The sequence below is a fragment of the Roseomonas fluvialis genome (assembly GCF_022846615.1).
Lineage (GTDB): Bacteria > Pseudomonadota > Alphaproteobacteria > Acetobacterales > Acetobacteraceae > Neoroseomonas > Neoroseomonas fluvialis.
The window spans coordinates 1,514,391-1,534,333 of sequence record NZ_AP025637.1 but is presented as its reverse complement, the minus strand read 5'-3'; the positions used below and the strand labels follow the sequence as shown (position 1 = coordinate 1,534,333).

General features: G+C 67.7%; 19 protein-coding genes, 1 tRNA gene and 2 pseudogenes. 10 read left to right on the top strand and 12 right to left on the bottom strand.

Translation table 11 applies throughout. The annotated features are described in order from the left end of the window. Nucleotides 1-166 precede the first annotated feature (166 nt). Entirely contained in the window at nucleotides 167-442 is a 276-nt protein-coding gene (locus tag MWM08_RS07515; protein ID WP_244458840.1) for a type II toxin-antitoxin system Phd/YefM family antitoxin, read from the top strand. Beyond that, complete coding sequence (locus tag MWM08_RS07510) at nucleotides 439-711, top strand: Txe/YoeB family addiction module toxin (protein WP_244458839.1); 273 nt, start codon at nucleotides 439-441, stop codon at nucleotides 709-711. The genes MWM08_RS07515 and MWM08_RS07510 overlap by 4 nt, the downstream gene beginning before the upstream one ends. A 150-nt stretch (nucleotides 712-861) precedes the next feature. Here the strand turns inward: MWM08_RS07510 and MWM08_RS07505 are convergent, their stop codons facing one another. The 5 genes from MWM08_RS07505 to MWM08_RS07485 form a co-directional block, all read right to left on the bottom strand. Further along, nucleotides 862-1,014 carry a hypothetical protein gene (locus tag MWM08_RS07505; protein ID WP_244458838.1) on the bottom strand — a complete coding sequence of 51 codons (153 nt, stop codon included), beginning with the start codon at nucleotides 1,012-1,014 and terminating at the stop codon, nucleotides 862-864. Nucleotides 1,015-1,085: 71 nt separating this feature from the next. After that, the gene (locus tag MWM08_RS07500; RefSeq protein ID WP_244458837.1) at nucleotides 1,086-1,775 is read right to left on the bottom strand and encodes a hypothetical protein; all 690 of its coding nucleotides are present in this window, start codon (nucleotides 1,773-1,775) and stop codon (nucleotides 1,086-1,088) included. Between the two features lie 485 nt (nucleotides 1,776-2,260). Then, complete coding sequence (locus MWM08_RS07495) at nucleotides 2,261-2,944, bottom strand: RlmE family RNA methyltransferase (RefSeq protein WP_244458836.1); 684 nt, start codon at nucleotides 2,942-2,944, stop codon at nucleotides 2,261-2,263. 193 nt (nucleotides 2,945-3,137) lie between these two features. Continuing rightward, nucleotides 3,138-4,193 (bottom strand): Ppx/GppA phosphatase family protein, encoded by a 1,056-nt coding sequence (locus MWM08_RS07490; RefSeq protein ID WP_341482859.1) that lies wholly within the window; start codon nucleotides 4,191-4,193, stop codon nucleotides 3,138-3,140. Between the two features lie 93 nt (nucleotides 4,194-4,286). Then, the gene (locus MWM08_RS07485) at nucleotides 4,287-4,814 is read right to left on the bottom strand and encodes a hypothetical protein (RefSeq protein ID WP_244458835.1); all 528 of its coding nucleotides are present in this window, start codon (nucleotides 4,812-4,814) and stop codon (nucleotides 4,287-4,289) included. Nucleotides 4,815-4,900: 86 nt separating this feature from the next. On the opposite strand from MWM08_RS07485, the gene MWM08_RS07480 reads away from it, so the two are divergent. Next, a tRNA-Gln gene (locus MWM08_RS07480) sits at nucleotides 4,901-4,974 on the top strand. A gap of 16 nt (nucleotides 4,975-4,990) precedes the next feature. On the opposite strand, the gene MWM08_RS07475 is transcribed toward MWM08_RS07480, so the two are convergent. The 7 genes from MWM08_RS07475 to MWM08_RS07445 form a co-directional block, all read right to left on the bottom strand. After that, complete coding sequence (locus MWM08_RS07475; protein WP_244458834.1) at nucleotides 4,991-5,404, bottom strand: DUF3830 family protein; 414 nt, start codon at nucleotides 5,402-5,404, stop codon at nucleotides 4,991-4,993. A gap of 132 nt (nucleotides 5,405-5,536) precedes the next feature. Then, entirely contained in the window at nucleotides 5,537-6,580 is a 1,044-nt protein-coding gene (locus tag MWM08_RS07470) for a C-terminal binding protein (RefSeq protein WP_244458833.1), read from the bottom strand. 28 nt (nucleotides 6,581-6,608) lie between these two features. Then, nucleotides 6,609-7,508, bottom strand: a complete 900-nt coding sequence (locus MWM08_RS07465; protein ID WP_244458832.1) for a carbohydrate ABC transporter permease — start codon at nucleotides 7,506-7,508, stop codon at nucleotides 6,609-6,611. A 10-nt stretch (nucleotides 7,509-7,518) separates the two neighbouring features. Further along, on the bottom strand, nucleotides 7,519-8,475 hold the full coding sequence (locus tag MWM08_RS07460; RefSeq protein ID WP_244458831.1) for a carbohydrate ABC transporter permease: 957 nt from the start codon (nucleotides 8,473-8,475) through the stop codon (nucleotides 7,519-7,521). Nucleotides 8,476-8,534: 59 nt separating this feature from the next. Further along, nucleotides 8,535-9,869: an ABC transporter substrate-binding protein gene (locus MWM08_RS07455; protein ID WP_244458830.1), complete on the bottom strand. Its 1,335-nt coding sequence runs from the start codon at nucleotides 9,867-9,869 to the stop codon at nucleotides 8,535-8,537. A gap of 36 nt (nucleotides 9,870-9,905) precedes the next feature. Continuing rightward, entirely contained in the window at nucleotides 9,906-10,952 is a 1,047-nt protein-coding gene (locus tag MWM08_RS07450) for an ABC transporter ATP-binding protein (protein WP_244458829.1), read from the bottom strand. A gap of 57 nt (nucleotides 10,953-11,009) precedes the next feature. Continuing rightward, a complete protein-coding gene (locus MWM08_RS07445) occupies nucleotides 11,010-12,638 on the bottom strand; it encodes a thiamine pyrophosphate-requiring protein (protein WP_244458828.1) in 1,629 nt (542 codons plus the stop codon). Between the two features lie 163 nt (nucleotides 12,639-12,801). On the opposite strand from MWM08_RS07445, the gene MWM08_RS07440 reads away from it, so the two are divergent. The 7 genes and pseudogenes from MWM08_RS07440 (at nucleotide 12,802) to MWM08_RS07415 (ending at nucleotide 19,892) form a co-directional block, all read left to right on the top strand. After that, nucleotides 12,802-13,290 (top strand): tripartite tricarboxylate transporter TctB family protein, encoded by a 489-nt coding sequence (locus MWM08_RS07440; protein ID WP_244458827.1) that lies wholly within the window; start codon nucleotides 12,802-12,804, stop codon nucleotides 13,288-13,290. Next, the gene (locus tag MWM08_RS07435; protein WP_244458826.1) at nucleotides 13,287-14,783 is read left to right on the top strand and encodes a tripartite tricarboxylate transporter permease; all 1,497 of its coding nucleotides are present in this window, start codon (nucleotides 13,287-13,289) and stop codon (nucleotides 14,781-14,783) included. The genes MWM08_RS07440 and MWM08_RS07435 overlap by 4 nt, the downstream gene beginning before the upstream one ends. Before the next feature lie 33 nt (nucleotides 14,784-14,816). Further along, entirely contained in the window at nucleotides 14,817-15,797 is a 981-nt protein-coding gene (locus tag MWM08_RS07430; RefSeq protein WP_244458825.1) for a tripartite tricarboxylate transporter substrate binding protein, read from the top strand. A 117-nt stretch (nucleotides 15,798-15,914) separates the two neighbouring features. Next, nucleotides 15,915-17,444, top strand: coding sequence for a hypothetical protein (locus MWM08_RS07425; protein ID WP_244458824.1), 1,530 nt, complete (start codon nucleotides 15,915-15,917; stop codon nucleotides 17,442-17,444). Further along, nucleotides 17,437-18,057 (top strand): annotated as a pseudogene (locus MWM08_RS26500) (glycosyltransferase); the annotation flags it as partial. The gene MWM08_RS07425 and the pseudogene MWM08_RS26500, both read left to right, overlap by 8 nt. A gap of 15 nt (nucleotides 18,058-18,072) precedes the next feature. Continuing rightward, nucleotides 18,073-18,594: pseudogene (locus tag MWM08_RS26495) on the top strand (glycosyltransferase); the annotation flags it as partial. Nucleotides 18,595-18,716: 122 nt separating this feature from the next. Next, the gene (locus tag MWM08_RS07415; RefSeq protein ID WP_244458822.1) at nucleotides 18,717-19,892 is read left to right on the top strand and encodes a polysaccharide pyruvyl transferase family protein; all 1,176 of its coding nucleotides are present in this window, start codon (nucleotides 18,717-18,719) and stop codon (nucleotides 19,890-19,892) included. The last annotated feature ends 51 nt before the right edge of the window (nucleotides 19,893-19,943 follow it).

Genomic DNA, 19,943 nt, shown 5'->3' with positions numbered 1-19,943 from the left:
GGGAGGAGAACCTCCCCCGAATCCCCCTCCCTTCTGTGGGGAGTTGGGCGGGGGTACCGGGTGCGCACGATCGCCAGAGCGCCGATGGCGCGGGCACAGGGCGGACAATGCTTGCGGATACCGGGGGAGACGTACATATATCTGTACGGAAATCGGAGCGTCAGGCATGAGCACGTTGTCCTACACCGAACTGCGCAGCAACCTCGCCCGCACCATGGACGAGGCCATTGCCACCCGCGACGCCATCCTGGTCACCCGCCAGGGCGGCAAGGGCAACGTCGTCCTGATGGCCGAGGCCGAATTCCGGTCCTGGCAGGAAACCATCCACCTGCTCTCCGCCCCGGCCAACGCGGCGCGGCTGCTGCGGTCCGTCGCGTCGGCCGAGGCCGGCGACGCCGCCGAGCGCGACCTGGCCCCGCCCCCGCGCACCCTCCGCCGGTGAAGGTCTGGTTCACGGCCGAAGGCTGGGAGGACTACCTGCACTGGACCACCACCGACCGCGACACCCACCAGCGCATCAACGACATGATCGAGGACACGCGCCGCCACCCCTGCACGGGGCTCGGCAAGCCGGAACCGCTGAAGGGACCGCTGGCGGGGTTCTGGTCGCGACGCATCACGCGGGAGCACCGGCTGGTGTACCGCGTGGCAGGGAAGGCGGGGGAGGACCAGCGGATCGAGGTGGTGCAGTGTAGGTATCACTATGGGTGAGGCGCGCGGATGCCGCGGCGGATTCCAGGCGCACGTCAGCGCGTCGAGGAACGGCAGCGCGACCGGCCTGTAGCCATTCGTGGCCATCGGGAATGATGGCCTGGCCGATGCCCCGCCAGGCTGCCTCGCGCGCGATGACCGGCCCGGGCGTCACGCCGGCGGCGGCTGGCGCAGGCGGTCACGCAGCACCGTGAAGTAGGCCTCGTCGGCCCGCACGGCTGGCGCCGATGCGGCGCCCTCTCGCAGCAGGCAGCGCAGGCGTTCGATCTCCTGTTCCGGTCGGATCAGGCCGCCGTTGTCCAAGTTGCTGGCGCCATGGTCGCGCCTGGCGCCGGTGTCTGCGCGCCCTGGCCGCCGGCGCCGTGCCATCTCGATCACCGCGCTGTCCACTGTTCAAGCGTCCGCGTCACCGCCGCGTCGAGCCGCCCCAGCACCCATGTCGTCGCACTGGAACGCACGACGGTTTCGACCGACACGTCCGGCCCGGACACCCAATGCGAGGGGCGCCCGATGCGCCGGAAGTAGCGGACGATTTCGGTGAGCGTCACGGTCGCGACGCGCGTCGGTGGCGGAAAAACCAGGTCCTGGCTGATGTCACGCAGATAGAACTGCACCTGGATCGAGACCGCCGCGTCGCGTTCCTCCTCCGACATCATGGGGTGCCAGCGATACGGCTCCGGGTTGGGACCAGTCAGCACGCTCCCGGGCGGTCGAGGCTGGGCCAGGAGACGCTCGGTGAGCTCGCACACCCGTTGCTGAAGCACCGACGGACCGGTGTCCCGAACGTCCAGGTCGTTGCGGATCAAGCCGTCCGGTGACGCCTGCGGCCAATCACCGGATATGGCCGGCGGTCGCAAGGCTCGCCAGTGGCGATCGCCGGTATCCTGGACGAGGATTCGCGGCTCGACACTGACGAACCGCACCCCCTGGAGCCAATACTGAGGAATACCGGGACTGACGATGTGCGCGCGGGCATCACCCGCGCGAAGCGAACCAAGTCCCAGGCCGGCCGCGAGGACGTCGCGCCGGCGAAGAAGCCGAGGCGCTTCCCCGCGACGGGTCATCGTTGCACCGGTGCAGCGGGCATGCCCGCTGGGACGGCCGGGCGCTGTCCCCTCTCGGTGAGCGCGCGCCCATCAGACCGGCGCTTCCACGCCGGCGGCGCCTCGGCGCGCGCCGATCCTGCCACCAGCCCGGCAGACGGGACCGGCAGCGGGACCGTTCCTTGGCGCACGCGCAGGGGCGGGATCATGGCGCGACTCTTGCCCGCCGAACCATCGCCGGGCAAGCGCGGACCGCGACCCGACCGTTGGCACCAGCGCACTGGCCGTCAGGCTGCTGGACATTCACGCCAGGCCGAGATAGGATAAATTTCTTCATCGTCGCGAGAGGCGGCGGGACTGTTCTTTGACATTCGCATCCGCGCTCCCGAAGCGCCGCGCCGATCCAGACCGGCGGCGCGCCCACATTCGGGCAGAGGCACCCGCAAGCTCCGTCCATTTGTCCGAAACCATACAATCGCCGCAGATTGGCCCAAAATCCTAAAGCCCTAAAGCGCTAAAGCCCCCCGAAACCCCACCCCCACCACATACATCTCCGCACTGTCCTTCCGGCTCGCCGGCGGCTTCACGTGCTTCACACTGACAAAATCCCGCTTGAGCACCGCCAGCATCTCCGCCTCCGTGCCCCCCTGCAGCACCTTGGCCGCAAACGCCCCGCCCGGCGCCAGCACGCGCTGCGCGAAATCCAGGGCGATCTCCGCCAGCCCCATGATCCGCAGATGGTCGGTCGAGGTATGCCCCGTGGTGTTCGGCGCCATGTCCGACAGCACCAGGTCCGCCCGCCCACCCATGGCCGCGATCACGCGGGCCTCGGCCTCCTCCTCCTGGAAGTCGCCCTGCAGCACGGTCGCACCCGCCACCGGGTCCATCGGCAGGATATCGATCGCGACGACCTGGCCGCGCGGCCCCACCGCCTGCACCGCAACCTGCGTCCAACCACCAGGCGCGGCACCCAAATCCACCACCCGCATCCCGGGCTTCAGCAGGTGCAGCTTCTCGTCCATCTCCAGCAGCTTGAACGCCGCGCGGGACCGCAGCCCGCGCTCCTTCGCCGCCTTCACATACGGGTCGTTCAACTGCCGCGTCAGCCACCGCTGCGAGGCGGTGGAACGCCCCTCGGCGGTCTTCAGCCGCGTGGTCATGCCCCGGCTGCCGGGGGGGGTCTTCGCCATGGGTATCGTCCTCGGGCCCGCACGGGCGTCACGCGCCATGTAGCACGCCCCCGACGCGGCATCGCAGGCGGCCTCCGGTGCAGACGCGACCGTGGTCGATGTCGGAGCCGCACCAGGCGACCCAAATTTCCAAGACAGCCGGCCATGCCCGCGGCCGGATTGCCGGGCGGATCCCGCACGGACCACCCGGACGCTACCGCGCCCGCCGCCGCCCGCCCCGCTCCGCACGGATCATCCGCGTCAGCATTCCCTCCCGCAGGCCACGGTCCGCGACCGTCAGCCGCGGCGTCGGCCACACCCGCCGGATCGCGGCATAGACCGCGCAGCCTGGCAGGACGAATTCCACCCGTTCCGGCCCCACGCAGGGGTGCGCCGCCAGCCCTTCGCGCCCCAGCGCGAACAGGTCGCCGAGCGCCAGGTCCGCCGCCTCGCAGTCCAGCGTCTTGCCATCCACCAATGGCCGCCGGTAGCGCGGCAGCGCCATCGCCACCCCCGCCAGCGTGGTGACGGTGCCCGAGGTGCCCATCAGCCGCACCCCGCCGGCGCGGATCTCCTGCCCGATCCTGTGCACCTGGTCGAACCGCGCAAGGTAGGCGGCCACCTCGTCCACCACCTCGAAGAAGCCGTGCTCGGTGAAGCAGGAGTTGCCGGCGCGCTCGGCAAGCGTCACCACGCCGAGCGGCAGCGAGACATAGCCGATCAGTTCCGGCACCCCATCCGCCGGCACGCGGATCCAGGCGATCTCGGTCGATCCGCCGCCGATGTCGAACAGCAGGGCGCGCCGGTCGCCGGCTTCCAGCAGCGGCGCGCAGGATTCCATCGCGAGCTCGGCTTCCTCGCGCGCCGAGATGACGCGCAGCCGCAGCCCGGTCTCCGCGGTGATCCGCGCGAGGAAGGCCGGGCCGTTCTCGGCGCGGCGGCAGGCCTCGGTCGCCACCGCTTCCAGCCGCCGCACCTGGCGGCGCGCCAGCTTGTCGGCGCAGGCGCGCAGCGCCGCCGCGGCCCGTTCCATCGCCGGTTCCGCGAGCCGACCGGTATTCGCGAGCCCCTCGCCGAGCCGCACGATGCGGCTGAAGGAATCGACCACCCGGAACCCGGAGGAGGTCGGGGCCGCCATCAACAGCCGGCAATTATTGGTCCCGAGGTCCAGTGCCGCGAAGGGCGCCGGCCCGTGCTCCACGCGCGAAGCCGCCGGCGGCGCCGTCTCGGGCAATGCGGTGGCGGCGAACTGGGGCGCGTGGTCGGTCATCTCGGGGTCCGGACCGGCCAGGCAGCCGGTCGATCATGAATGATCCCGAGATGTGGGCCGCCGGGCAAGGTGTTTCCACCCGCAGGGGCAGCGTCACGGCAGGCTGGCCGCCACCTCCAGCACACGGCGATCGAGGTTGGCCGGGTCGCGGCACTGGCGCGGCAGCCCCTCGCCGACCCGGTCGAAGGCGGCACGGCCAACACGCCCCTCGGCGCCAGCCATGAAGGCCACGACCGCCGGCACGATCGCCCGCGCCTCCTGCCGCCAGCGCGGCGCGAGCGTCGCGCAGGTCAGTGTCGCGAGGTCGATCGTGGGTCCGTCCTGCGGCACCGGCACCGCGGCCGCAAGGTCGGCCAGCCGGGCCTGCGCGTTGGCGGGGTCGCGGCAGCCTTCGCGCAGCGCGTCGCGGATGGCGGGGCCGAGGGCAAGGTTCACCTCGGTCCGCCCGGCGCGCAGCGCAACCAGGCCGGCCAGGGTGGCCGGCAGGATCGCCCCGGGCAGTGCAGCGCCGTCGGCCATCGCCTCGGAACAGGTGAGCGTGGCGATGGCGGCGTCCTGCGCGCGGGCGGGCGCTGCGGCGAGCATGCCCGCGACAAGGAGGGCGGCGCGGGCGAGCATCATGGGGCACTCCGGGTTGGCAGGAGGCAGTGTTGCCGAGGCCGGGCAGCGGTGCTACATGCGCGCCCCCGGCCAGTGCCGGTCCCGCTTGGGGGATAGTTTAACGGTAAAACTCCCGACTCTGACTCGGGCATTCTTGGTTCGAATCCAGGTCCCCCAGCCACCTTGCGCCGCCCCGATTACGCCGGGCGAAAGGTGATCGGCTTAGCGCCGTCCCACAGCACCGACCGGCCGATCACTGCCAGGCGATCCAGTCCACCCGTGATGGTCAGAACATGGTTGCCTGCGAGCGGGCCAGCCTTGGACGCGAAGGCGGTCGGGCCATAGGCGATCAGGATTTCGGTCTCGCTGACCCCGCCCGGATAGACGATGACGTGGCCAGGTGCCGGGTGGGACGTCGCGTTCTCGAAGGACAGGCCGAGGTCGTAGTCGCCCATCGGGATCCAGCACGCCTCGCCTGACCAGCGCACATGGATGATGCGGTTGCTGTAGGGGATGAAGTCGCAGAACCGCGCGACGGTCTTGGGCGCGTCCTTGCTTTCGTAGACGGCTTCGAAGATCTCGCCGCCGATATCGATGATGACGTCCGCCATGAGTGCGTCCTTTGTGCGTGGTGCTGTCCGCGGTTAAGCGCGGTTCGCCCTTCGCGCAAGGCGCCAAGTGACGGGATCCAAGGGCCTCTCGGCCCTTGGCGGGGAGGTCCGGAGGGGCAGCGCCCCTCCGCCTTACGAATTGGGCCCGCGTTCCATCGAATAGGGCTGCCAGCGCCGCAGCGTCGACTTCTCCAGCACGGTCGGATTGACGCAGGACATCGGCCACTTCCCCTGCATGGTCAGCGCCAGTTCCTGCCCCACGCGCCGCTTGCGCGCAGGATCGAAGCGTGAGGATGCCGAGGCATTGTGCGGCGAGAGGATGATGTGCGGCATCCTGTGCAGTGGGTTGTCCTGCCTGGTGGGTTCGATCTCGAACACATCGAGGCCGGCGCCGGCGATCCACTTCTCCTCCAGCGCCTTGATCAGCGCGGCTTCGTTCACCGTAGGCCCGCGGCCGGTGGTGACGAAGATCGCGGTCTTCTTCATCTGGCGGAAGTGGTGTTCCTTGAGGAAGCCGCGCGTCTCGGGCGTGTCGGGCAGGTGCATCGAGACGAAGTCGGAGGTGGACAGCACTTCTCTCAGCGAGGCAGGCTCGACGCCGAGGGCGGAGAGCGTCAGTTCCTCCACATACGGATCGAACGCCTTCATGTGCAGCCCGAAGGCCTTGGCACGCCGCGCGGTGGCGCGCGCCACGCGGCCGAAGCCGATGAAGCCCAGCGTCTGGCCCATCAGCCGCGGGATCTGCAGCAGTTGCGGGCGGCCTTCCGCCCAGCGCCCTTCGCGCACCATGCGGTCCTGTTCGATGCAGCGGCGGTGTGCGGCCAGCAGCAGCATCATCGCGTGGTCGGCCACTTCCTCGATGAAGGTATCGGGGCAGTTGGTGACCGGAATGCCCTTCGCCGTCGCCGCTGCGACATCGACATAGTCCACGCCCACGGTGCCGAGTGCGATGTGCCGGCACTTGGTCAGCGCATCGATCATCGCCGCGGTGAACTTCATGCCCTTCGCGTAGACGGCATCGGCGTTGGGCGCGGCCGCGATGAAGCCAGCCTCAGTCGCCGGGCATTCCACGATCTCGGCGCCGGTGCCTTCCAGCGCCTCCATTTCGTAGTCGTAGCCCCCGCCCTGCGTGGTGAAGGACGCGCCCGCGGGCGTGAGGATGGTGTACTTCGCCAAGGCTCTCTCTCCTGATGTGCGGACGCCCCTATTCCTTCACCGCGCCGGTGAGGGAGGAGACGTAGTAGTCCACGAAGAAGGAATAGAAGATCGCGACCGGCAGCGAGCCCAGCAGCGAGCCCGCCATCAGCGCGCCCCACTGGTACACGTCGCCGGTCACCAGTTCGGTCAGGATCGCGACCGGGACGGTCTTGTTCTCGCTGCTCTGGATGAAGGCGAGCGCGTAGATGAATTCGTTCCAGGACAGCGTGAAGGAGAAGATGCCCGCGCTGATCAGCCCCGGCACCGCCAGCGGCAGCGTGATCTGCCACAGGATCTGCAGGCGCGTCGCACCATCGATCAGCGCGCACTCCTCGAGCTCGAAAGGGATCGACTTGAAGTAGCCGATCAGCAGCCAGGTGCAGAACGGGATGAGGAAGGTCGGATAGACCAGGATCAGCGCCATCGGGCTGTCGAACAGCCCGAGCTGGAACACCATGGTCGCCAGCGGGATGAACAGGATCGACGGCGGCACCAGGTAGGCCAGGTAGATCGCCAGGCCGACATACTGGCTGCCCTTGTAGCGCAGCCGCTGGATCGCATAGGCGGCGAGCGTGGACGACAGCAGCGACAGCACGGTGGCGCAGACCGACACGATCATGGTGGTCATCAGCCAGCGCGGATAGGCGGTGCCGAACAGCAGGAGCCGGATGTGATCGAGTGTGGGCGAGCTGATCCAGAACGGATTGTGCCGGCCGTAATCGTACAGCTCGGCGTTCGGCTTGAAGGCCGTGATCGTCATCCAATAGAACGGGAACAGCAGGATGATCAGGAAGCACACCAGCGGTACGTAGATCGTCACCATGCGCCGCGACCGGCTGTCCCAGGTCATGGTCTCCGGCTGGGCGGTGGCGGCGTTGGTCTGCTGCGGTTCGGTGGTCGCGCTCATGGCCGCCCCCTCAGTCGTTCGACTCGCCCTGCTGCCACTTCCGGCGCGCCAGGGCGAAGTAGGAAAACAGCGTCGCGAAGACCAGGAACGGGATCATCGACACGGCGATCGCCGCGCCTTCGCCCAATTGCCCGCCGGGAATACCGCGCTGGAACGCGAGTGTCGCCAGCAGGTGTGTCGAGTTCACCGGCCCGCCGCGCGTGATGGCATAGACCAGCTGGAAGTCGGTGAAGGTGAAGATGATGCTGAAGGTCATCACGATCGCCAGGATCGGTAGCAGCATCGGGAAGGTGATGTAGCGGAAGCGCTGCCAGCCGGTGGACCCATCCAGCAGCGCCGCTTCATAGAGCGACGGCGAGATGGTCTGCAGCCCCGCGAGCAGCGAGATCGCGACGAAGGGGATGCCGCGCCAGATATTGGCGCCGATCAGCGACCATCGCGCCGGCCAGGCGGTGTTGATGAAGTCTATGTTCGTGTCGCGCAGCCCGAGTTCGATGAACATCCAGGAGATGATCGAGAATTGCGGGTTGTAGATCCACCAGAAGGCGATCGCGGTCAGCACGGTCGGCACGATCCAGGGCAGCAGGATGATCGCCCGCAGCATGGACTTGAACGGCAGGTGATTGTTCAGCAGTAGCGCGAGCCAAAGCCCCAGGCCGAATTTCCCGATGGTCGCCACGCCTGTGTAGAACACGCTGAAGAAGACGGCGTTCCACCAGATCGGGTCCTCGAGCATGTATTCGAAATTCTCGAGCCCGACCCAGCGGCCCGACCGGCCGATCGTGGTGTCGGTGAAGGCCAGCCAGATGCCCAGGCCCAGCGGGTAGGTGAGGAAGACCGCCAGCAGCCCGACCGCGGGCAGCATGCACATCACGACCAGGAAGGGCTTCCAGTCGAACAGCTTCGACAGCGCGGATTGCGCGCGGGCCTGGCGGACCCAGACCTGTTGTTCGGCGGTGACGGACATGCGCGATCCTCCCTGGTGCAGCCGGCGGCGCCGCGCGGCGCCGCCGGCTGCGGGTCACGTCAGCGGCGGAAGATGCGCCGCGCGCGGCGATCGGCCTCGCGCATCGCCGCTTCGGGCGTGGCCTGGCCGGCCGCGACCGAGGCGAACATCTGCACCAGCACGTATTCCGCGTTGGCCTGGCCGGAGGCTTCCGAGATCGGCCCCTTGTAGCCGTTCCAGAAGCGATTGTTCATGGTGTCGCGGAAGATCGCGATCTTCGGGTCGCTGCTCCAGACCCCGGCATCGCGATACGCGTTCAGCGGCTGCGCCCAGTAGCCGAGGTTGGCGTTCAGCCATGGTTCGTATTGCGGCTGCTCCATCAGGAAGGCCAGCAGCGCTTTCGCCGCATTGGGGAAGCGGCTGTGGCGGAACACCATCGCGTTCAGCGTGAGCGGCGCCGAGGGCCAGGACGGCGCGGCGCCGAAAGGCAGGAAGGAGTGTTCGGTGTCGTCGGCGATCGGGCGCGTCGCCGGGTCGTTCTTCAGCGCGAAGTACAGCGAAACGCCGTTCGAGGTGAGCCAGCAGTTGCTCGCGGCATAGGCCTGGTTGTTGGAGATGTCGCCCCAGGAGATGGTGCCGCCATCGACGAAGGTCGCGTACAGCTCCTTCAGGTAGTTCAGCGCTGCCAGCGTCTGCGGGCTGTTCACCGCGACGCCGCCGGCCTCGTCGGTGATCGACGCACCATGCGACCACATCAGCCAGTTTGCGAAGCCGTTGCCGTCGCCCACCGCATTGCCCAACGCAAAGCCGGCCGGCTTGCCGGCCTGGCGCAGCTTGCGGCACAGATCGAGGAAGCCCGGCAGATCGTTGGGCGGCGTCTGGAAACCCACCTGGTTGACCGCCGACTTACGCCACACGAGCGGCCCGGCCGTGCCGCCGAAGGGCAGGCCGATCCAGTTGTTGCTCCCGTGACGCTTGCCGAGCTTGTCGGCGGCGAACATCCAGCCGCCATACTTGCGACCGAGGTATTCCGCCACGTCGCTGAGTTCGACCAGCTTGCTGACGTAGATGTGCGGCGCGTCGCCGAAGCCTACGATGATGTCGGGGCCGGCACCGGTGTTGGCCGTGACCGCGGTCTGCTGATTGATGTCCTCCCAGCCCACGAAATCGACGCGCACCTGCACGCCGGTCTGCTGCGTGAAGCGGGCACAGTTGGCGCGGAACACTTCCTCGTCCGGCGCCACGAAGCGCACCGGGCGCAGCATGCGCAGCGTCGCGCCGTTCTCGATCGGCAGGTTCGGCGCGGCGACGCCAGAGGCGACCTGCACCTGCGTCTGCGCCAGCGCTTCCTGTCCGAGCGCGAGCGTGGCCGCGCCGGCCCCGAGGATGCTGCGCCGTGTGATGATGTTCGCCATTGTCGTTCCCTCTCCCTTTCTTGTCGGCCGCGGGTTCTACAGACGCTGCCCGGTGGCCTTGTCGAACAGATGGATGAGCGACGGTTCGGGGCTGACGCGCAGCACCTCCCCGTGGCGGGTCAGGATGCGTTCGCGGAAGGCGCCGAGCAGATGCGCGCCCCCCACATGCATCACGACCTGCGTCTCGGAACCGGTGGGCTCCACAACGTTCACCACGCCCTCGAGCCCATCGGGATCAAGGCGCAGGTGCTCGGGCCGGATGCCGTAGATCACCTCGCCGGAGGCCGGCGCACCAGGCGGCAGCGGCCAGGCGACGCCGCCCGGGCCGTGGAAGGCGCCGCCGTCAATGCGCCCCTCGATCATGTTCATCGCCGGCGAGCCGATGAAGCCCGCGACGAACAGGTTGGCCGGGCGGTCATAGAGTTCGAGCGGTGCGCCGGCCTGCTCGATGCGGCCGTGGTTCATCACCACGATCAGGTCGGCCATGGTCATGGCCTCGATCTGGTCGTGCGTCACGTAGACGGTCGTGACCTTCAGCCGCTGGTGCAGTTCCTTGATCTCGGAGCGCATCTGCACGCGCAGCTTGGCATCGAGGTTCGACAGCGGTTCGTCGAACAAAAACACCTGCGGGTTGCGCACGATGGCGCGGCCCATGGCCACACGCTGGCGCTGCCCGCCCGAAAGCTGGCGCGGGAAACGATGCAGCAGTTCGCCCAGGCCCAGGATCTTCGCCGCCTTCTGCACCTCGCGCTCCATGTGCTCCTTCGGCGCGCCGGCGAGCTTCATGGAGAAGGCCATGTTCTGGAACACGGTCATGTGCGGATAGAGCGCGTAGTTCTGGAACACCATCGCGATGTCCCGATCCTTGGGCGGGACGTTGTTGACCACGCGACCGCCGATGGAAATCTCGCCGCCGGTGATGTTCTCGAGTCCTGCTAGCATGCGCAGCAGCGTGGACTTGCCGCAGCCGGACGGTCCGACGAGCACGACGAACTGCCCGTCCTCGATCGCGACGGAGACCCCGTGCAGGATCTTCGTGGTGCCGAAATTCTTCCGCACGTCGCGGATGTCGACCGTCGCCATTCAGCCTCCCCTGATCTGCCGGGCGGGTTGACTGCCCCGCCTCGTGGCCATGTCGCGCTACAGGCGCGAGACGGCGGTTTCCTTGGACGTGATGAACTCCAGCAGCGCCGGGGTTCCATTCTTCGTCTGCTCGATGCCCCGCTGGATGGCCGGGATGATGTCGGCGATCTTCGTGACACGCTCGCCATATCCACCGAAGGCGCGCGCCATGGCGGCATAGTCGCCCGAAATGTCAGTCGAGCGGAACTTTTCCGTACTCACCGGCATGACCTTCAGCTCGATGGCCATGGAGAAGTTGTTCAGCAGGATGGACAGGATCGGGATGCGCTCGCGCACCGCCGTTTCGAAATCCATGCCGGTGAAGCCGATCGCGGCATCGCCCCAGACATTGATGCAGAGCTTGTCGGGTGCGGCGAGCTTGGCACCCATCGCGAGGCCCAGCCCATAGCCCAGCTGCGTCGTCTTGCCCCACCCCAGATACGACAGCGGCGTGCGCGCCACCCAGAAGGGCGAGAGCTGGTCGCGCGGCGAACCGGCATCATGCGTGATGATGGTGTTGTCCACATCGACCGTTCGCCACAGGTCGCGCAGCACGCGATAGGGGTTCAGCGGTTCGGCGTCGCTGTCGGTCTTGGGCGCCCAGGCCGCCAGCCATTCGGCGCGGTGCTGCGAGATCTCGGCCGCGACAGGCGCGTGGTCGCGCGCCGCCTTCACGCGGCCCGCGAGTTCCGCCAGCAGCGCATCGAGCGTGAGCCCCGCATCGCCCACCAGGCCGATCTCGCAGGCGACATCCTTGTTGAGGTGGTCGGGGTCGAGGGTCGCGTGGATGATCTTCTTCCCCGCGGGCATCTTCACGCCGAAATTGGTCTCGGTGAAGGAACACCCGATGCCGAGGATCAGGTCGGCATTGTCGAGGAAGTGCCGCACCGGCTTCGGGATCGCCAGGCCACCCGAACCGAGCGCCAGCGGATGGTCCTCCGGGAAGGACGACTTGCCGCCGAGGCTGGACGTCACCGGTGCGGCCAGCAGTTCCGCAAGCTGCCGAAGCTGCGGCCAGGCGCGCGCCCAATGCACGCCGGTACCGGCATAGATCACCGGTCGCTTCGCCGCCGCCAGCGCATCCGCGGCGCGCGCAACGTCCACCGGATCCGGGCCGTAGCGCGTCGCGATGACAGGCGTGTAGGCCAGCGGTTCCGGCACCTCCTCATTCCACATGTCGGTCGGGATCTCGACCAGCACGGGACCACCGCGGCCGTTGCGCAGGCGCGAGAAAGCGCGGCGCAGGATGTTCGGTACCTCGGCCGCCGACATGATCGGCTCGGCGGATTTGGTGATACCGCGCATCTGCACGGAAGAATTGAAGTTCGGGTCGATATGCGCGAGCCGCCGCGGATAGCCCATCGGCAGCACCAGGACGGGAATGCTCTCCCCGTAGCACTGCGCCACGCCGCCATAGGCGTTTTCGGACCCGGGGCCGTGCTGCATGCAGAAGGCGCCGATGGTACGCCCCGAGGTGACGCGGCTGATCGCATCCGCCATGTGCAGGCCGATGCGTTCCTGGCGAACCATGATCGGGCGGATGTCGATCTCCGCGGCGAATTCGATCAGGTGATTCACGGGATAGCCGGTGAGGATCTGTATACCCTCACGCTTCATGATCTCGGCGATGGCTGCGCCAAGCTTCATCGTGCCGTTTCCTCATCTGCCGGCATTCGCGAGGACCGGCTTGCTATAGCAGCCTAGACACCACCGCGCTCCGGCCGCAACCCCCAAGCTGCCCGCTGACACCGCGCCGCACGATGGTCTAGCGTCCGTGCGCGGCAACGTCCGCGCAGGGGGAAAGCACCAGATGCATCTGTCGGATCGGGTCACGGGCGGCTTTCTCGTCTTGCTCGGCGCACTGGCCTTCTGGGGCGGATCGCGCCTGCCGGGCGTGCCGGGTCAGGATGTCGGGCCCGCGGTGTTCCCCATGGTGATCGGCGCGGGACTCGTGTTGTGCGGAGCGCTGATCGCGCTCGGCATCGGGCGGTCCTTCGAGGCACCGGAGAGCGACGACACCGAACCCCTGCCCGGCCTGGCCGGTCGCCTCGGCCGCTACGCGCCGCTCGCCGCGCTGCTGCCGCCCGCCTTGCTGATCGCCTACGTCTACGTGGTCGAATGGCTCGGCTTCCTGCCGACTGCGGCGATCATGGTGGGCGTCACGGCGCTGGCCCTCGGTGCCTCCGCACGCCTCGCGCTCGGCATGGCGCTGGTCGCGCCGCCGGCGGTGCACCTGATGTTCTACAAGTTGTTGCGCGTGCCATTGCCCGACGGTCTCCTGGCGGCGCCCTGGGCATGAACGCGATCCTCGACGCCTTCGCCATGGTGGCGACCACCGAGGTCGCCATCGCCGTCCTGGCCTCCGCCGTCTACGGCATGGTGATCGGCGCGCTGCCGGGACTCACCGCGACCATGGCGACGGCGCTGCTTGTGCCGGTGACTTTCTACCTCTCGCCGATCGCGGCGATGGCGACGATCATCACGTCGTCGGCCATGGCGATCTTTTCGGGGGACATCCCGGGCGCGCTGATGCGCATTCCCGGTACGCCCGCCTCCGCCGCCTATACCGACGAGGCCTATGCACTTACGCGCAAGGGGCAGGCTGAACTGGCGCTGGGTGCCGCGCTGTGGTTTAGCGCCATCGGGGGCATCGTCGGCACGGTCTGCCTGATGGTGATGGCGCCGGCACTCGCCGAGATCGCGCTGTCCTTCTCCACCTACGAATACTTCTGGCTGTCCTTCCTCGGGCTGATGTGCGCGACGCTGGTCGCGCGATCCTCGCCCATCAAGGCGATCGCGGCGGCGCTGCTCGGGCTGCTTGTGGCCTGCGTGGGCATCGAGAATCCGGGCGGCGTGCCGCGCTTCACCTTCGGCAGCACCGACCTGCTCGGCGGGATCGAGGCGCTGCCAGCCCTGGTAGGCGTCTTTGCGGTCAGCGAGATCATGCGTGCGATGAACAGCGCGCCGCCGCCACCCATCCCCAACCGTCGCTTCGGGTCGATCCTGGCCGGGCAATGGGAACTGACGCGGCGCTACCAGAAGCAGATGTGGCGCGGCAACGTGATCGGGGTGCTGATCGGCGCGCTGCCCGGCGCGGGGGCGGACATGGCGGCCTGGGTCGCCTATGCCACCTCGAAGCGCTTTTCGAAGGAGCGCGAGAAATTCGGCACCGGGCACCCCGAAGGCCTGGTGGAATCCGGGGCGGCGAACAACTCGGCCCTGGCTGGCGGCTGGGTGCCGGCGCTGCTGTTCGGGATCCCGGGCGACACCATCACCGCCATCGCCATCGGCGTGCTCTACATGAAGGGGCTGAACCCCGGCCCCACGCTGTTCACCGAGAAGGCGAGCAGCATGTACGCGCTGTACATCATCTTCATCCTGGCGAACCTGCTGATGATCCCGCTCGGCATCATGATGATCCGTGCCTCGCGCCAGGTGTTGCGGGCGCCGCGGTCGGCAGCGATGCCGCTGATCCTGCTGCTGTGCGCGGTCGGCGCCTTCGCGATCGGCAACAATCTGTTCTCGGTGCTGCTGGTGGCCGCCTTCGGCGTGATCGGCTGGATCATGGAACGCAACGGCTATCCGGTCGCGGCACTCGTGCTCGGCGTGGTGATGGGCACCATGGTCGAACAGAACCTGGTCAGCTCCCTCATCAAGTCCGACGGGGAGATCCTGCCCTTCTTCGAACGCCCGGTATCGTCGGTGCTGGCGGTGCTGACCATCACCGCGCTGCTCTGGCCGGCCGGCGTGTGGGCGTTGCGGCGCTTGCAGCCGGCGCAAGCCGCGCGATAGCGTCGCGGCATCGTCAGGAGGAAACAACCAACCATGTCCAAGATGACCCGCCGCGGGGCGCTTGCCGGCGCTGCGACACTTCCCTTCGTCCGCCCGGCGCTGGCGCAGCCGCGGTATCCGGCGCGACCGGTCCAGCTGATCGTGCCCTGGGGTGCCGGCGGGGGCACCGACGCCACCGCGCGCATCGTGGCCTCCCTGCTGGAACGCGAACTGGGCCAGCCCTTCAACGTGGTGAACCGGACCGGCGGGTCGGGCGTGGTGGGCCACAGCGCGATCGCGCAGGCGGCGCCCGACGGCTACACGATCGGCATGATCACGGTCGAGATCTGCATGATGCACTGGCAGGGCCTGACCGAGCTCAAGCGCACGTCCTACACGCCGCTCGCGCTGATGAACGAGGACCCGCCGGGCGTGCAGGTGAACGCCAGCTCGCCCTATCGCGACATCAAGGCGCTGGCGGATGCGATCAAGGCGTCGCGGCCGGGGCAGTTCAAGGCGTCCGGCACAGGGCAGGGTGGCATCTGGCACCTGGCGCTGGCCGGCTGGCTGGGCGCGATGGGGCTTGCGGCGGACCATGTGCGCTGGGTGCCCTCCAACGGCGCGGCACCGGCGATGCAGGACCTGGCCGCCGGCGGGGTCGACATCGTCACCTGCTCGGTGCCCGAGGCGCGCGCCATCATCGAGGCCGGGCGTGCGCGTTCGCTCGCGATCATGGCCCCGCAGCGCAATCCGCAATTCGCGCAGGTGCCCACGCTGAACGAGACGCTGGGCATCAACTACAGCGTCGGCGCCTGGCGCGGCATCGCCGCGCCGCTCAACCTGCCTGCGCCGATCGCGCAGCAACTCACCGCCGCGCTGCAGAAGATCTGGAACAGCAACGAGTTCAAGGACTTCATGAACGCGCGTGGTTTCGGCATGGTCTGGGGCGACGCCGCCGGCTTCGCGCAGCACATGGAGCGCACCGACGCGACACTCGGCGCGGCGATGCGTTCGGCCGGCCTGGTGCGCGGGTAGCCGGCGGGTTTGCCGAACTTCCCGGCATGGAGTGATCAGGCCTCGTGCACCCCTGCGTTGACAGCCGATTTAGCCAAGCACCCCCAGGTTGACGGTCCGACGCATGGAGTATGAGACTTGATCACCCAGCAGCCGGGACCCTTCATGCAGGCCAGCCTCGGCGGCAATGTGCTGGTCGGACTTGATGGCCTTCAGGTTGTCGCACCCAGCAGCGTGCTGCTGCTGGGCTGGGTAGGCTGGCCGCGTGGTGACGACCGGCCCGAACTCTCGGTCAGCCTTGATGGGCGGCCGCTTGCGACACTCGCGCAATCCCATCATGACCGGCCCGACCTTCGCGACGGGCTCGGCTTAGCGATCCAGGCGCAAGGCTTCGCCATGGTCGCACGGCTGCCCCCCGGCACGGCGGCGAGCTCTCAGCGGCTGTTCCTCGACGCCGCTGGCAGCGCGCAGGGAATCGCCCTGCCACGCGAACGCGTCGGCCCGCCGATCCACGAACTGTTCGGCCAGTGCCACTGGAGTGTCGTCTTCGAATTGCTGCGCCATGCCGCCCTGCTGCCGGAACTCGGCAGCCTGATGCACGACGACCAGGGCGGGCTCGGCGCCTTCACCCGCTGGGTCGATGGCCTGCCCCTGCTGCCCGCGGCCGTGGACAACGTGCACGGGTTCCTGCGCCTTGATGCCATCGCGACGCCGTCGGGCGAGTATGCGGTCGCGATCGCACTGCCTGCGCCGGTCGATGCGGGCACGACGCTGCATGCCATCGCGCTGGCGGGTGGCCCCGGCGGACGACGCGTGATCCCGCTCGAGGGCACCGCGCCGCTGCTGGGCGAAACCGGTCTGCTGCTGCACGGCCGCCCAGCGGTTCCGGCCGCCCTGCCCTCGCCGCCGGGCGAACTGGTGGTGCAACTGCGCGGCCCCGGCGGGGATGCCTGGTTCCGCACTCGTCCGGCGCAGAAATCGGCGCCCGACTTCCTCGACGCGCTGCGGCGCCTGGCCAGCGGGGCCGCCGGCACGGACGTCATGGAAAGCTTTGCCTGGCTGCGCCTGCTGCTCGAGGACCGGCTGGAGGCCCTCGCCCCGGCCGCCGGGCCGGCCGAATCTGCGATGGACGCGGATGCGCCACGGATCGCGGTGCTGCACGGCATCGACGACCCCTTCGCCGCACGCCTGGCCTTCCTGGCGGCGCCGGAGATCGAGCGGCGCGCGGCCGAGGTGCTCGTGCTGGGCCCCCGGCAGGCCGCGTCGGCGGTGGCGGACATCTTCCTCGAACGCGGGCAGGTGCCCACGCGCACCAGCCTCGACCTTGCCGCGGCGGTGCGGCGCGGCACCTATCGCCGCTGCGCGCTGGTGCCGATCGACGCGCAGGACCTGGCAGAGGCGGTGCTGGAGGACGGCATGGATGCGCTGTTCGCGCGCAACCTGCCCGGCACGCGGTTGCCGATGCTGCTCCACTTGGCCGCCGTGGCAGGCCGGATCGAAGGCGCGGATGCGATGGAGCGCGTCACACGCCTGATGCAGCAGGGTGCCGGCGGAATCCGCGGCTTCGGGCGGATGGAGGGGGCGGCCGGTCAGTTGGTGGGCGAGCACCTGGCGGCATTCTGGCGCCGCGCCGCGCCCGCCTTCGTCACGCAGGTGGCCGATGCCTGACGCGGGCGGCGCGCGGCGTGCGGCGGAGGCGGTGTGCATCCTGGTGCATGCGCATCCCGATTTCTCGAAGGGCGGAGGCGAGACCGCGGCCTATCGCGAGTTCCTGACGCTGCGCGCCGCCGGCAGGCAAGCGGTGATCGTCGCGGCGGCGGACCTCGCGGGCTTCGATGCGCCGGTGGTGGCGCACGCGCCGGGCGAGCATCTGTACAGCATCGCCGGCATGACGGAGGACCGGCTGTCCTGGGCGGATATCGCGAACCGGCGCGCGCTGGTGGGCTTCCTGGCCGAACTGCCGGTGCAGGTGTTCCATGTGCATCACCTGTGGCGCGTCGGGCTGGACTTAATGGCGGAGCTGATGGAGGCGCGCCCGGATGCGCGCTTCGTGGCCACGCTTCACGAGATGCTGCCGATCTGCGCGCATCATGGGCAGATGATCCGGACGCGGGGGCGAGAACTGTGCCGCGCGGCGGCGCCGACGCAATGCGCGGCCTGCTTCCCGGAGCGGCCGGCGGCGCATTTCGTGCTGCGGCGGGCGGCCTTCCTGGGGGTGTTGCGGCGCTTCGACGCGGTGATCTACCCGTCGGCCTTCGTGCAGCAGCGCTTCCGGGACTGGGGGCTGCGGCCGGCGATGGACCTGGTGCTCGAGAACTACCTGGGCGACGCGCTGGCGCAGTTTCCACGCCGGCGCACCGCGGACCCGGCGCTCGCGGGCAGCTTCGCCTTCTTCGGGCAGCCCACGCCCTTCAAGGGGCTGGATGTGCTGGTGCGTGGCTTCGCGATGGCGCTGGCGGGGAGTTCGTGGCTGTCCTTGTCGGTGTTCGGCTGCGAGCGGGAGGATGTGGTGCGCATGTTCCCCGAGGTGGTGCCCGCGCTGGACCAGGCGGGGACAGCGATCAACTTCTTCGGCCGGTACGACCAGGCCGAGGTGCTGGACCTGATGCAGACGGTGGGCTGGGTGGTGGTGCCATCGATCTGGTGGGAGAATTCGCCGGTCGTGATCCAGGAGGCGAAGCGGGCCGGGACACCGCTGGTGGTTTCGGATATCGGGGGCATGGCGGAGAAGGTGCGGCCAGGGGTGGATGGGCTGCACTTCAAGCGGGGGTCCGCGCATCATTTGGCGCGGGTGTTGGAGGAGGCGGCGGGGGCGGAGACGTTTGAGCGGCTGGTGCGCTCTCTCGGGGATAGCGTGGCGTGCGAGACGTTTCTTGCAGGTCTCGATGCATGCTTTGGGGCGGCCTGTCCCGTTAAAGAGCCCTGGGGAGATTGATCATCATGGGAACCAGTAAGGCGCCGCGAATTCTGGTTATTTCTCCCGCCGGCGAAATCTATAATCATGACGATGTGCGATGGTACCCACATTTTTCTCAGCGTGAGAATATCGATAGGTATTTTAACATAGGAGACATGGTTGTTTTTGATTCTACACTAAAGATTCTGTCGTTTTCTGAAGCAAAATCCTTAACAATATCCAAAATTGACGAAAAAGAAATTGATCATATCAAATCATATGGTTATGATTATTGTATCGTCCGAGCATCTAATTTCATCCACAATGAGATGAATTGGCTTAATGCAATTGATGTCCTGAAGCAAATTCATCTGCCTGTCTATGCCGTGGGCGTTGGCGCGCAGGCGCATGGCCGGGGTGTCTACAAGCTCGAAGGCATGAACTTGCGGTTCTGGAAGCTCGTGTCCGAACGCAGCCGAGTCATTGGGGTCCGCGGGGCGTTTACTGCCGATGTTTTGGCTGCGAGTGGCATCCATAATGTCGAGATCGTTGGTTGTCCCTCGATGTTTCGGACGCGCCGCCGCGAACTTGGACTGACGGCTCCGCAGGATCCAGAGCGGGTGGCGTTCTCGATCCGACGTGAGTCGGACGGCGCTTATTCCTCCGATGTAAAGAAATACCGCGCGGTTCAGCGTGACTTCATGCTCAAATGCGTTGGTGCATTCGATACCCGCATCACGATACATGGCGAGCCAGAGGAAAAGGCCTTCTTCTACGGCGACGAGGCAGGAATGGACCGCGCGCGTGCGCTATTCCGTCAAGAAGGATGGTGGACGCCAGAAACGGAAGCGCGAATGGAGGCGTGTTATCGGGACCGGCTTTTCTTCTTTCTGAAGGTCGCCGATTATGATGCGTTCATAAGGACACAGGATTTCGCCATAGGATACCGTGTCCACGGTGTACTTCCAGCACTCGCGAACGGTATTCCCGGCGTTCTGGTTCGCTACGATTCACGGAGTACGGAATTGGCCTACACACACGGCATTCCGTCCATTGAGCTATCAGCAGCCGAGGACATTGATGTCCTGGCATTGGTCCGAAACACGGACTTCAGTCAATTCAATAAGGTGCATACACTTCGCTACGACAAGTTCAGGTTCGTCCTCGAACAGAACGGGATGGCGCACCGCCTGGACGCTGCGGCGCCTGGTCAGATGTGATCCCAATCGAGCATACAGACCACGTCAACGAAAAGCGCAGCAGCAGCGCCG